This window comes from Temperatibacter marinus (genome assembly GCF_031598375.1).
GTDB classification, from domain to species: Bacteria; Pseudomonadota; Alphaproteobacteria; order Sphingomonadales; family Kordiimonadaceae; genus Temperatibacter; species Temperatibacter marinus.
In genome coordinates, this window is sequence record NZ_CP123872.1 from 2274997 (window position 1) to 2288580 (window position 13584).

Sequence of the window (13584 nt, forward strand, 5' to 3'; positions counted from 1 at the left end):
GTTTAAGACAGGTATTTTCTTCTCTATGTTTACTGACTAATAGCATTAAGAAGCTTTTGAAGCTTTTCTAGAGTCTCTGCTTTTAGGGCTGCGTCCTTTGAGTATTTTTCTAGAAAAGCTTTTCTTTCTTCAGGGCTTAGATGTGGAGGGATGATAATGACTTTTTCCTTGCGTGTCGAAGGGGCGTAATCACTGTGCGCTTTGGATTGGTTCAACTCTATGAGGATCGTAGAATAACCAGTAAATTCTGTAGGCGATAGTAGACCGTCTTGATTGGCGTCGGCGGCATTAATCAACCACGAGAGAGCCTGATTTTCTTCAGCAGGAATATTCTTTAAATCTTTTATTGAGAGAAGGCCGTCTTTATTTTGATCAAAATATGTGAAGACCTTTTGAGCATTTGAAAGAGGTTTATCATTCACAGGTAAACGGTAAAGATAATAAGCCAATAACAATGCCGTTAATCCAGAGAGGCAAAGAAAGAAGGGCAGCCTTTTTCTTCGGTTCATTTTTTTTTCATCTAGAGAATGAGAGATATGAGTTCGAATAGATTCACTGGCTGTGATTCCTGCTTTTTTGCTGGCTTCCATAAAGGCAGACTTCTCCGAATGAGACACTCTCACTTCGATGGTTTCACTCTTCTTTTCCGGTCTTTTCGCCATACTATAGATTATAATGCTTTCTCATAGATATGATAAGTTTTATAGACCTCACCCCCGAAACGAGTCAGCATGTTATTCATGGCTTTATTATCTTCTAAAATCCAGGAAAATTCACTGAAGACACCGCCGTGTTCAATGACTCCCTGCTTAGCCTCTTCTATGATATTATAGAGCATGGCCATGCCTAAACGATTGCCGTGGATAGATTGCCTCATCCCCATGAGCGGCGTACGTATGCGCATATCTGTATTCTTTGTTAAGAAGAGGCGTTTGATGAGTTTAAACACACCAAAAGGGAAGAGTTTGCCGTCTAAATCTTTGATCATTGAATTGATATCAGGCAGATTGATGATGAAGGCAACGGCTTCGCCGTCTAGTTCTGCAATCAAGGTTCTATAGGGCTTTACAATGGGTTTCAGCGACTTGGCCATATGAGCAATTTCGCCGGATGTCATAGGGACAAAACCCCAGTTATTTTCCCAAGCATCATTGAAAATATCAAGAACAAGGGCGAGCTCTTCATCAAAACGAGACATATCGAACTGACGTGTAGTGACGCGATCACTCTTGTCGGCCATTGCTGCAATTTTTTTGATCTTTTCAGGCGTTTCTGATTGGGTTTCGTAGCCATAAGCAAACATGCGCTGTACAACTTCAAAGCCTTGATCTTGTGTCCATTTGGTATAGTCAGGTCGGCCGTGAGGCATCATAATCATAGGCGGTGTATCAAATCCGTCTGCTAACATACCGCATTGTTCATTCGGTGAAAGATTCCATGGGCCTTGCATTCGTTTCATGCCCTTTTGTGACAACCAATTTTCAGCCGCCGCAAAAAGGGCCTTGGCAACCTTTTCATTTGCGGCTTCAAAAAGGCCGAAATGTCCCAAATTTGGTCCCCATTTTTCTTGGGCGAGAGAGTCTATTTGTGCTGAAATTGTTCCCGCATCTCTCCCGTCTTGAACGGCGATATAAAAGATATGATCAGCATGCTCGAAATAAGGATTTTTTCCAGGAGTAAGTGCGTCTAAACGCTCAAACATCAAAGGCTTGATAAAAGCAGGGTCATCTTTATAGATCTCATACTGAACCGAGATGAAACGCTTCAATTGTTTTTTACTTTCAACACGCTCAATCTGAATAGTGGACATGTTTATCTCCTGAAAACTTGAGCCCATTTCCCTAGGCTTTTTGCGTCAACTTCACTGAGTCCATAGCGCATGATGAGTGCCATAGATAGGAAGAGACTTGTAAAGGCACTTATAATCATAAATGGGGGGTCTAAATATGATTTATAGTGGATGCAAATGAGAAAAGGTAAAAGGCTTAAAATACTGACGGCCACTGGACGCAGTAGAGAAGCTGAATAAGGTTTTACTGAATAGGTGATCATACATTCAAGCATGGCTAGCCAAGCTGTAGTATTAAGTCCGCTGGTGGCGGCTATCGCAGCGCCTATGACACCATACTTAGGAATGAATAAATAGCTCAAGACACACATAACAGTGAGGCCGACAGCGCTATTTACAGTCGATAAACTGCGATGGCCTATCATTTCAATTATCGAGGTTGAAGGCCCACTCATGGCTTCAAGAGCTCGTCCAAGAGAGAGGATAATGATTGCTGTAGATGCGATCATAAACTCTTTTGGCATTGTTGCGAGAACATCATAATGACCGGTAATTAGAAGGGCACAAATTGGGAGGGCAAAGGTAATTGAAAGCCGCGTAGCATATTGAAACATCGAACTAAGAGCTTCTTGGTCACCCAGGGCTCTCTTTTCAGAAGCAAGTGGGGCCATGACATATTCAAAGGTAAGACGAATAACTTGAAGGATGCTCGCAATTTTACGGGCTACAGCAAAATATCCTGCAGCAGCTGCGCCGCTAGCACCTGGTAAAAATTGATTGAGTAGAATGACAGGCACTTCAGAGAACATACGTTTTGTAAGATTGGCAGGCATTAAATTCATGCCATAAATCAAGACTTCATAATTAGACTTTTTAAAAATTGGGGATCTTATGACCTCAGAAATAGAATAATGTTGTTTGACAAGTTTGAGGCCAAACAGTGCTGCAACAAAAACACTAAGAAAATGCGCGATGAATAAGCCATGACTGACCATTCCAGCAACTGCCAAAGAGACGCCCAGAATCAATCTTAGGATTTGTTCATAAAAAATTCTGACTTTTATTTCTGGCCCAAAAGTCCTTTTCGCGCGAATAGAAGCTGTAGAGACCTCAACAAGAGTCCAAAAGGGAAGAGTGAAAGCGTAGAATCGCATGATGGAGACAAGCTGTTCACTATCTTGGTTATTCGCATTGACAACAGCGGCTAAATCTTTAGCGAAATAAACAATTATTAAACTGATACTAAAAGCAAAGAGAAAACTAGCTTTCAAAGCAAAGCCTGCAATTTTGTCTGCCTCTGCGGCAGTTGCCTGAGGAATATAGCGTTGCAAGGCTGTGGTCATTGCACCATCCGTAAATGCAGCAATGACTTTTATGGCTGCCCATAAGAAAGCAAAAAGACCAAAAGTCTCTGCTCCGTACAGCCAAGCGAATGCGATAACAGAAACTGCTTCGATTAGAGCGCCAAGCCGACCTAAAAGTACAGCACCTGCTCCTGACGCAACTCTTTGATGATCCGTATTTTGCCCCATAGAATCTTTATCCATTATACTGGCTGACTTTTGGCAGGTCTCACGCGAGGAGAGGAGCCTTCTTCAGTGTTAAACAAAACAGCGTAGCCGATTAATAAGTATAAAATAAAGGGGGACCAAGCGGCAATGAATGGGGGAACAACGCCGAATTCGCCCATAGAAAGCATAAAATTATCTGCCACAAAAAATGAGAAACCCATCGCCATTCCAGAAAAAAGCCGCATAAAGAGATTGCCTGACCGATGCACTCCAAAAGCAGCAAGGGCCCCAAGCAGAGGCATGAGAAGAATGGCGGCAGGCGCTGCTATTTTCTGCATGAGACTTGCTTTTAGTGTGTCCGTTGGTAGCCCTTCACGCTCTAATTGATCAATTGAATTGCTCAATTGTCTATAGGGCACGTGCTTCGGGCGCACCGTGAGAGCAAGAAACCGTTCAGGGGGGGTCGGAATTGTCCAGTTCTGTTGTTCGACTTCTGTTGTTTCATGGGTATTGATGTTGAAATTTCTAAGGCCAAACAGTGTCCATTTTCCATCTTGATGATGAGCAAAATCTGCTTGTTGCATCCGTGTCATGCGCCCAAGATCGTCACGCTCAATAAGGGAAACATTATCCAAAATGACTCGTGACCCTGCTTTTGTGACTTTATTAACGCGGACAAGAGTTGTCCCTTCGGTTAACCAGACCGCTCCTCTAACATCGGGAGCAGGGGGCAAATTAATGGCAAAATCATTCTCTTTCCAATATTCTAGATCCGCATTGGCTTTGGTCACGATGGTGTCATGAAACGCAAAATGAGCGAGGGCTATAATCCCACTAGCCACACCTAAGGGTAAGAGAATTTTGTGGGAAGATAGGCCTGTCGCCTTCATGACGATGATCTCGCTATTTTGGTTAAGAGTTGCAAGAGTTAGTAATGTCGCTAAAAGCCCTACAAAAGGGATGAATTGCGTCATGAGCTGAGGATAGCGCATCATTAAATAGGAGACGATAGAGCTAAAGTCAGCTCCTTCAGCAGCCATAATGTCATCTGCCTGCGCCAGAAGATCTAACATTTGAAGAACGGTACACAGGCCTATAAGGATGCCTAGAAAACGTCCAATATACATTTTGATAACATAGACCGTCAAAGTCTTTGAAGGCAGCAGTGCACGTCTCATTGAGCGAAGAGTTATCATCCTCTGATCCTCATGATTTTCTTCATTCCTTTTGCAAGCGGTGTTTTTACTGCCTGCCAAGCTTTATCGACCCACAGAAGGGGATCTCCTCCTACCTTGTACGCGCTTATTCTAAAGAGAACTATACTTAATAGAGCAAAGGCAGAAAATAATACCCATACAGTAAGGAAGGGGGACATGCCTGCTGAGGATATGGCTGTTTCCATTCCTTCCATCACTTCATTGTATATGATGAGCAATGCCAAGCCAATGACCACGCCGCTTCCTTTTCCTGTTCTTTTATTGCTGATGCCCATCGGAATCGCTAAAAAAGGAAGGATCAGAAAAGTTAGATTATGCATGAGACGCCAATGAAGGTTACCTCTGGAAGAGTTCCGATCTTCTTCACTAAGGGTCGTATCGCCACTATTCATCCATAATTCAGGTAAAGTTTGTTCAAGTTCAGCGCCGCCCCGCATTCGGAATGGTTCTGCCGAGGGTAGTTTTATCGCTAAATCTTGCTGCTGAAAATTAAGCACACGTGGCTTATTCTGTTTCTCATTCATGTCAACAAGCACACCGTTAAATAATCTCAAAATAATTGTATTTTCATTGCTAGTCGCAAAAAACCCGCCGCGCTCAGCAGTCGCAATGATTGTTTGATCAGCATTGTTTTTTTCGAGAAATATGCCGAACAGCTCGGCGCCTGCGTTCCGAGACTCTTCGATCCTAAGCGTCATGCTGCCGATTTCAACAAATTCACCAACTTTAATGCTGGCACCTAATGCGCCACTTCTAAGATTAAAGACAAGATCGCTATAGGCATATCGACTATGAGGTTGGATCCAGCCGGTAAGTGCAATGTTTACACTCATTAAAAGGACGGCGAGCATCATAAGGGGCCTTACTAGCCGCAGTAAACCGATACCTGAAGAAGTAATTGCATCCAGTTCGCTTGATAATGATATTTTTCTAAATGCAATGATAATCCCCAAAAATAATCCTATGGGCAAAGCAAGGCCAAGATAATGGGGGGTAAGGTTGGCTAACATTTCAAAGACAACCTCAACAGGACCTCCTTGATTGACAACAAAATCAAAGAGGCGCAACATTTTTTCTAGCAGAAGCAAGAGGGCTGCCACAGCTAATGTCATCATTAGCGGCGTAAAGACCTGTCTTAATATATATCTGTCAAGTTTTGTAATCATAACTAAGTCAATGTAGTAGCACAGCCATTTTTAAATTTCATTCATTATTAAGTATTCTTTTATCTTTAATGTTCACATTTAATTGACTGGGTAATATGGCAAAAGCAGGGTGACATTATTTTCATTTGAGGGTAAGAGGGACACAATTTTGCCACCATCAAACAGTTAAAAGAATAGACGACAGTAAATCCTGCTCTAATAAGAGGCAGGGCCAAATAATAGATCAATAGGGTAGGTCATATGTTGACACAGTCTCATCTCCGTATAAAGGCGCGGTCCATGTGCCTTACAGTTTTGGCGTTTTTTTCAATAACAGCGCTGGCGGACGAGAAAATTCCCTTATCTTTTTCTCCTCAATCAACTCTTGAGAAAGAAAGCCTTGCCGCTTGTGGTCGGGACCAAACAGACACATTTTTGTTCGTGAATGTTGTCGACCTCCGATCTGATGAGGGCAATATAAGAGTTCATATTTATCCCAATAAACCTGAAGAATTTCTTAAGAGTGGCAAAGGGTTTAAGGTTGATGTCCCAACGAAAAAGAAAGAAAATATGATCTGTCTCGCGATACCAGATGCAGGAGACTATGCTGTGACTGTGATGCATGATAAAAATGCGAATGGCAAGGCAGATGTCTTTTCTGAAGGCTTTGGCTTTTCAAATAATCCAAAACTTGGTTTAAGTAAGCCAAAATATGAAAAGGTCGTCATGACTATTCCTCGTGGCGTTACCGCTATCAACGTAAAAATGAATTATATTTTCGGTAGTGATAAGAAGAAAGTTGACCGGCGTCGTCGACTAAGAAGACACTAAAGGCTATCAATTTTTAAATAATAGAGGTAGACTGCACCTTAAAGGACTGTGGTGCTGGGCTAAAAAAATACTGTAAATTTTGAGTTTAATTCATTAGAATTTCCATTAAATACAGAGCAGTCAGTGATTTAAATATGTTTGTGGGGTAGAGAATTACGGTGAGTCAAGATAACGGTCATACACCTTTAGTGGCTATTATCAGCAATCCTTTGAGTACTACAAATCAAAGGAAGTTGCCAGCCATACGCCGCCTTATCGAGCAGCATTCAAATATCATCCATTTTGAACTTGATCATATTGAATCTATTCGCGAGGCGCTGGAATTGTTTGAGCGGGTTGGCCCAGATCTCATTGTCATTAATAGCGGCGATGGAACAGTAGGCGCTGTTCTCGCCATGATCTTGCATAAAAAGATCCTCTCAAAAGTACCACCCATTGCTATTATGCCAGGCGGCAAAACAAACATGACGGGCGCGGATTTTAATGTGAAGGGTGCCCCAGATGCTGTGCTGAGAAAAATTCTGGCCATTGCTAAAAGCGGTGATATGGCGGATCACATTGTCGAAAAAAACGTGATCGAATTGGATATGAATGATGGGTCAGATGTTAAAGTTGGGACTTTCTTTGGAGGGGCTGGCGTGGTGCCGGCCATTCATTGGTGCCGAAATTATGCACATACTTTAAAGATACCTCTGCCACTTGCCCATGCTTGGACCATCATCAATTTGATTTTGTCAGCCTTCGGTTTGAGTAAGCATAAAGGTATTATGGTATCCGATGATATGACGATCCATGTATTCGGTAGCGGCCATTTTACGGGTAAATTTTCAATCATGTCAGTGACCACTCTTGATAAATTATTACTTGGTTTGAAACCATTTAATAGTGTGGATAAAGGCGGTTTAAAAGCCGCTATGATTCGTCCCGATGGGCGGTCCTTCTTACGGGCTGTAATTGGCTTGGTAACCCGCCGGTTTGGGAAAAGGGTAATGGAAGGCATCAATACCCGAAATAGTGACGAAATTCGTATTGATACGACCAATGCTGTCACCTTAGACGGCGAGATATTTCAACCGACAGAAGGCAAGCCTATTATTTTGAGAGGGGACAGAAAAATGGCCTTCTTGAGGTTATAGATGGATAAAGGAATGGAACCGAAATATCACATTTCAGAGCTTATCCAGCAAGAGTGGCAAAGGCCCGTGAATGAGATCACACGTAAAGCTGCAGAGGATATTGCACGCAAATACGGCGACAGTGTTGTTGCTGTTCTATTTTATGGCTCCTGCCTGAGAACGGGGGAAGTTGAAGATAGAATATTAGACTTTTACGTGATCGTTGATGATTATTGGAAAGCATATGGGAAAAGTTGGCTTGCACGCGGAAATCAACTGATACCACCGAATGTCTTTTATCATGAAATTGAAATCGACGCGGTTGTCACTCGATCAAAATATGCTGTGATATCGCTAGATGATTTTGAAAGTCGGGTGCAGGATGATTGCTTAAATGTATCTATTTGGGCCCGTTTCTGTCAGCCTACGGTTCCCTTGCTTGTAGAAGATAAGTCAGTAGGCTTACGTCTTCAGAGGGCGATCCAACAAGCTTGCCTAACAATGCTTGCGAATGCGTTGCCGATGGTTGAGGGGCATGTCTCTAGCGACTCTTTGTGGGTGGAGGCGTTTAATAGAACCTATGCGTCTGAAGTGCGTTCTGAGCCTGAGGGGAAAGGCTTAGAAATATATGAGCTTGATAAAAAGCGTTATGATGAATTTTATGATGCTCTTGCAAACCAGCTGTTAGAAACAACAAATTATAACAGGGATGCAAGGCCTGAAGATAAACTTGCGGACAGGAAAGTTGGACAGAAACTTTGGAAAAAAAGAGCTAGAAATGGAAAGATAGTCAGTATTTTGAGGCTTATGAAAGCTTCTATGACATTTGACGGAGGTATTGATTACCTTGCCTGGAAGATTAAAAGACATTCTGGTGTGGAAATCGAAGTTACAGAGCGAATGAGGCGCTTTCCAATTATTTCGGGACTACTGGTCTTTATGAAAATGCGCGGTAAGGCTTTTAAGTAATTAAATCAACTCATTAAAAATAAAAAAGGACCTGATTTTTCAGGTCCTTTTCTTTATGGAAAGTCAGTCTGTCTAGGGTAGTGGCTCTCTTTAAGAGAGGGTTATCCTTGGAAGAGTGAGAGGATTGATTGCGGGCTCTGGTTAGCGATGGAGAGCGCTTGTATACCCAACTGCTGCTTAACCTGCAGAGCTTGTAATCGAGCACTTTCTTTCGCCATGTCAGCATCCACAAGGTTACCAATACCTGTTTCGATCACATCTTGAAGTTTACCGGCAAAATCCCGGTTTTGTTCTAAGGCTGTGGAACCAGATCCAAGGCGTGTCAGAACAGAGTTCAAATTATCAATAGATGTATTCAGGGCTGTTACAGCAGAGGAAGCCAGTGTTGAGGTGGTAATAACCTGCGTCGACGAGATGGTAATCACAGAGCTACCCAAGGATAAATTCTCATGGGCAACGCTCAATGTTTGTGTCGCATCAGCATTGGTAATCGCTACAATTTGATCAGATCCACCGTCAATTAGATTTGTACCATTAAATTCTGCATTATTAATAATTGAAGAAATTTGATTTCTAAGAGCAGAGAAATCTTGCGACAATGCTGATCTGGACGTTGTATCAAGTCCGATATCAGCCGCTGCAACGGCTTTCTCTTTCATCTCTAATAAGAGATCAGAAATTGCATTAGACGCAGCAAGAGCTACATCAACGGATGAAATACCGCGGTCAAGTGACTGTTGTACAGCATTTAAGCCTCTGACATCGCCGCGCAATTTTTGGGCGATAGAAAAGACAGCTGCATTATCTTTCGCAGAAGAAATCTTCAAACCAGTATTAATATTGGTTTGAGTCATTTCCAAGTCATCACTTGTTTTATTCAAATTCCTAAGGGCTGCAAGAGCACTCGGGTTTACGTTAACTGAGAAGGTCATTTTAACACTCCTTATAGACTTTCCATAGGCTGATATTTTCAGCTTCACCCTATATTATGCAACTGACGTGCCAATTTTAATATTGTTCATAAGATATTGTAATTAAACACTAAAAAGCAATAATATTAAGGGTTAAGGGTGGAATTCTTCATAAGGGAAGATAGGCGATCTCTTTATGTGGGAATCTTTTTCTTCCCGTGCAGAGGTGGAGAGAAAGGAGAGGGAGATTCTTGCCCACCACCCTTGATAGGGGTTTATTTGTTCGAGCGCGGCAAGGATGAGGGTGTGGAAGGTTTAGAGTTAGAATCGCTGGTTTTCTTTTTAGAAGAAGCTTTTGTTGAATTACTAGAAGGGCCAGCCTGAGCTGTTAAAGGTAAGAAAAGTTGCGCCAGTGTGTTCATGGCTATAGGGGTCGTTGGATTAAGACCCCCGGTTGCTTGACTGGATACGTGATGATGACTTGAAAGTGTCGCCATCAACAGTTTTTGAAAAGCAAGTCGGTCCGTCACCGAAAGGTTAGATCTATTAATTAATTGATCTATGCGGGTGAGCGAGAGGGGGCCTTGCGTGGTATGAGTAGTATTTGGGCCCAATTTTAAATCTTGAGAAGAAAGGCCTAGACCATCCATGATTAAATTACTTGGTTTAGCGATATTGAAGTCGTTGTTGCCGATTTTGGTGCAACCATCGCCGCATTAGCACCGTACCCAACTACAGGTCTATTTTGCTTGGTCACTTCTTCGCCAATTGACCGTATGATGCCCTCAGAGATTGATTTCATGCGAATCACAACCCGGGTATGCTCTTTGAGAGCGTCCCTGAACGAGTCAGTAACTTTACGGATAAAACCTCGAATGGCAGATTCTTTAGGGCCAAGAAGATGCTCATTCACCTGGAGATGATGTAAGGTCGTTTTATATAAAGCCATGAGGCGAGACTTTTCACCGTGCAAATTTGCCGCATCTTTGGTGGCTCTTGAGAGTAGAAAACCGGTCTCTTGTTTGATCAGCGAGGTTAATTGCTCAGTGATATCGATTAATCGTTGGCCTGGACCTGTGAAATTTTGAGGTTTTTGGGAACTGGTGTCCAAAGTTGACTGTTCCGAGATGTCCTCATCACTCATTGAGGCATCCTTTAGCTTTTGTGTCGGCTTTTCAGATTTTTCGCGGCTTCTTGAAAAAATAGCCATTCGGGGATCAACAGTCATGATGCTACCTCCTGCATTTTTAAGATTTCACTGTAAATTGAATCTGAAAGACCAATACCCCCTCCAGAAGCCATACTTTTCCCCATTTGTTCAACCATCATGCCGCGGAACATTTGTTCTCCAGAGCCGCCTCCCATTGTTTCATCAACGGGAATGTCTTGGAACATTGGCTGTAGCAGTTGGCTAATGAACATGGCTTCAAAACTTTCTGCCACTTTTCGGATTTTCTTATCCAATTCTGGAGAGATGTCTTCCCCCTTAACGCCAGTAATTGACGCTTTGGCCTGCTGGATCTGTCCTTTGAGGAGCATTTCACTTGCAAGGCCGGATTGGGTTACTGTTGATATATCAGTCATTTTTCCTCTTCCTGCCTTACATTGTCCGAATTTCAGCTTGAATGGCACCATTCTTCTTTAAGTCTTGAATGACAGAAATAATATCTCGAGGACCTAGCTCTAGGGCATGAAGCTGTTTAATAAGATCATCAAGCGTGACAAAATTGCCTAACTTATGGAATCTTTTGTTTTTACCATCATCAAAATCTAGGGCTGAGTCTGTGATAACGGGGCCTGCTTGGCCGCCTTGTGCAACGCCGCCAGCACCTGCATTAACGCCGCCTTGGCCGCCTTGACCTTGTTGCTGTGTATTTTCTACTTTAATAAAAAGGTTTGCTTGTGCCACAGTCACCATACTGATCCGTACATCTTGGCTCATGGTGATTGTTCCTGTACGTTCGTTGATCGTAATAACGGCCTTATTGTCAGGAACAACGCGAAGGTTTTCAATTTCAGCAAGTAAATCAACCATTTGCATTGGGTACCCTACAGGGCGGATCATCATTACTGTTGCAAGATCTGTTGCCCGCGCGAGGTTGTTTCCTAAGCGCTTGTTAATTGCAGACTCGATCCGGCGAGCTGTCGTAAGGTCAGGGTTGTTTAACGATATTTTCATAGAGCGCATTTCAGCTAACTCAAAATCATTTTCCGCGACAATGATCGCCCCATTCGTAAGGGTACCGTTTGTTGGGACACCCTGAGTGATGCTGCCGCCATCATCACCTTTTACAGTGAAACCACCAACAGTAAGCGCACCTTGCGCGAGAGCATAAGCTTGTCCGTCTGCACCGATCAAAGTTGTTGCAACCAATTCGCCGCCCTTAAGATCGCTCGCATCTCCGATGGATGAGATTGTGACATCAAGCGCCGATCCCTTATTTGAAAAGGGAGGAAGGTCAGCTGTTACTATGACGAATGCCACGTTTCGTGGCTTCATTTCTTCGCCTTTAATGTTAACACCAAGGCGCTCTAGCATGGACGCCATCGATAGTTCACCAAAGGGAACGTTTCTGAATGTATCGCCGGTGCCATTCAAACCTATGACAACACCGTAGCCCATCAATTTATTCACATGATGGTTTTCAAAAGTGACAATGTCTTTTATCCGTGAGGTTTGTGTCGTTGGTAAAAATTCGGCTTTCGGCTTTGGCTTAGCTTGTTCTGCAGCGTTTTGTTGCTGTGCATTAGCTGCGGAAGGCGCAACAATGATTGCAGTTGCTGCAATGAGGATTGTTGTGAATGTCTTTACCAAAGCGGTCATTTTATAGTCCTTTAAAGCCAAAATTTGCCTAGTTAACAGGCTCATTATTATTTCTTGTGCTTTTATATGCGAGAATTATGCCAGTTATTGAGAGGACTTTACTTGGCAAGCAGCATAAGGCGCTATATACTGTGTCTTCATCTTATGGATCGTGGACGATATATAAGAGTATCAAGAGTTTAATTAAGTATAAGTCGGGTTGATAATGAAAATATCTGGGCCAGGTCGTGTTCAATCAGGGAATGTTAAAAAATCCTCAAAAGCGGGAAAAGGCGATGCAGCTGCTTTTTCGCGAGAGCTTTCCTCTGGGCAAGATGTTGACGCTACCTCAGGTGTCTCTGGGGCAGGGCCTATTTCGCAAGTCAATCCTCTGTTAGGCTTGCAAGAAGTACCAGATTCAACTGAATCTCCCTCAAAAGGTCTGCATAGGGCCAATGATATGTTGGACATGCTTGAGGAAATTCGCAAAGGCATCTTGCTTGGGGCAATCCCAGCCTCACGTTTACGACAACTCGCGGATATGGCACGAGGGAGACAGAATCAGCCTCAGCAAGACCCAAGATTAGCAGAGATTCTTGCGGATATCGAATTACGCGCTGAAGTAGAACTTGCTAAGCTGGGCTATTGAATTCTCGTCCTGCCTTGTTAATAAACTCTTAACTGTTTGAATTGTATTGAGAATATCGCGTTGTATTTTTGTAATATAATTACACGGATATAAAGTATTAAGAAATATTTAATTATCCTTGTACTTTATTAACTAAATCATTATATACACGCAACTGGGCAAGTTATTAGTAGATTTGTGGCACATTCACATTTGGGAAAAGTAAATGACACAGCACACAGTGATAGATCGTATAGAGTTACCATCGGGCTATAAACCTTCAAACGATGAAGAGTTTATGAATCCTCTACATCTAGAATATTTCCGACGCAAACTTGAAGACTGGAAAGACGATATCATGCGCGTATCAGCGGAGACTCTTCAGAATCTGCAGCAAGATAACCTGCGTGAGCCAGATTTGGCTGATCGTGCTTCAAGCGAGACTGATTGGGGCGTAGAACTAAGAACACGGGATCGCCAACGAAAACTGATCTCAAAGATTGATGCGGCTATTGGTCGTATTGATGAAGGTGAATATGGCTACTGTGAAGTCTCGGGCGATCCAATTAACCTTCGTCGTCTGGATGCACGTCCTATTGCTACGATGACTATTGAAGCACAAGAAGCGCACGAGCGTAGTGAAAAAGTACACCGCGACGATTAAA

General features: G+C 42.8%; 15 protein-coding genes. 5 read left to right on the top strand and 10 right to left on the bottom strand.

Annotated features, from left to right (window positions below; genetic code table 11):
* Nucleotides 1-29 precede the first annotated feature (29 nt).
* From QGN29_RS10085 to lptF, 5 genes are read right to left on the bottom strand one after another with little or no spacing between them, the layout of a single operon-like run.
* Nucleotides 30-662: a hypothetical protein gene (locus QGN29_RS10085; protein ID WP_310797730.1), complete on the bottom strand. Its 633-nt coding sequence runs from the start codon at nt 660-662 to the stop codon at nt 30-32.
* Nucleotides 663-670: 8 nt separating this feature from the next.
* Nucleotides 671-1810: a hypothetical protein gene (locus QGN29_RS10090; RefSeq protein WP_310797731.1), complete on the bottom strand. Its 1140-nt coding sequence runs from the start codon at nt 1808-1810 to the stop codon at nt 671-673.
* 2 nt (nt 1811-1812) lie between these two features.
* Complete coding sequence (locus QGN29_RS10095) at nt 1813-3321, bottom strand: oligosaccharide flippase family protein (protein WP_310797732.1); 1509 nt, start codon at nt 3319-3321, stop codon at nt 1813-1815.
* A 14-nt stretch (nt 3322-3335) separates the two neighbouring features.
* Nucleotides 3336-4496, bottom strand: coding sequence for an LPS export ABC transporter permease LptG (lptG, locus tag QGN29_RS10100; RefSeq protein WP_310797733.1), 1161 nt, complete (start codon nt 4494-4496; stop codon nt 3336-3338).
* On the bottom strand, nt 4493-5683 hold the full coding sequence (gene lptF / locus QGN29_RS10105; protein ID WP_310797734.1) for an LPS export ABC transporter permease LptF: 1191 nt from the start codon (nt 5681-5683) through the stop codon (nt 4493-4495). Before lptF ends, lptG begins: the two co-directional genes overlap by 4 nt.
* A gap of 240 nt (nt 5684-5923) precedes the next feature.
* Between lptF and QGN29_RS10110 the strand changes: the two genes are divergently transcribed.
* From QGN29_RS10110 to QGN29_RS10120, 3 genes are all read left to right on the top strand, one after another.
* Nucleotides 5924-6493 (top strand): DUF2141 domain-containing protein, encoded by a 570-nt coding sequence (locus tag QGN29_RS10110; RefSeq protein WP_310797735.1) that lies wholly within the window; start codon nt 5924-5926, stop codon nt 6491-6493.
* A 158-nt stretch (nt 6494-6651) separates the two neighbouring features.
* Nucleotides 6652-7629, top strand: coding sequence for a diacylglycerol/lipid kinase family protein (locus tag QGN29_RS10115; protein WP_310797736.1), 978 nt, complete (start codon nt 6652-6654; stop codon nt 7627-7629).
* Between the two features lie 12 nt (nt 7630-7641).
* Nucleotides 7642-8577, top strand: a complete 936-nt coding sequence (locus QGN29_RS10120; protein WP_310797737.1) for a hypothetical protein — start codon at nt 7642-7644, stop codon at nt 8575-8577.
* 101 nt (nt 8578-8678) lie between these two features.
* On the opposite strand, the gene QGN29_RS10125 is transcribed toward QGN29_RS10120, so the two are convergent.
* The 5 genes from QGN29_RS10125 to flgI form a co-directional block, all read right to left on the bottom strand.
* Nucleotides 8679-9509, bottom strand: a complete 831-nt coding sequence (locus QGN29_RS10125) for a flagellin (RefSeq protein ID WP_310797738.1) — start codon at nt 9507-9509, stop codon at nt 8679-8681.
* 254 nt (nt 9510-9763) lie between these two features.
* The gene (locus tag QGN29_RS10130) at nt 9764-10138 is read right to left on the bottom strand and encodes a hypothetical protein (protein WP_310797739.1); all 375 of its coding nucleotides are present in this window, start codon (nt 10136-10138) and stop codon (nt 9764-9766) included.
* Nucleotides 10139-10140: 2 nt separating this feature from the next.
* Complete coding sequence (locus QGN29_RS10135) at nt 10141-10716, bottom strand: hypothetical protein (protein WP_310797740.1); 576 nt, start codon at nt 10714-10716, stop codon at nt 10141-10143.
* Complete coding sequence (locus QGN29_RS10140) at nt 10713-11072, bottom strand: rod-binding protein (RefSeq protein WP_310797741.1); 360 nt, start codon at nt 11070-11072, stop codon at nt 10713-10715. The genes QGN29_RS10135 and QGN29_RS10140 overlap by 4 nt, the downstream gene beginning before the upstream one ends.
* A gap of 16 nt (nt 11073-11088) precedes the next feature.
* Nucleotides 11089-12312 carry a flagellar basal body P-ring protein FlgI gene (flgI, locus tag QGN29_RS10145; protein ID WP_310797742.1) on the bottom strand — a complete coding sequence of 408 codons (1224 nt, stop codon included), beginning with the start codon at nt 12310-12312 and terminating at the stop codon, nt 11089-11091.
* 205 nt (nt 12313-12517) lie between these two features.
* Between flgI and QGN29_RS10150 the strand changes: the two genes are divergently transcribed.
* Entirely contained in the window at nt 12518-12940 is a 423-nt protein-coding gene (locus tag QGN29_RS10150) for a flagellar assembly protein FliX (protein WP_310797743.1), read from the top strand.
* 205 nt (nt 12941-13145) lie between these two features.
* Nucleotides 13146-13583, top strand: coding sequence for an RNA polymerase-binding protein DksA (gene dksA, locus QGN29_RS10155; RefSeq protein ID WP_310797744.1), 438 nt, complete (start codon nt 13146-13148; stop codon nt 13581-13583).
* The last annotated feature ends 1 nt before the right edge of the window (nt 13584 follow it).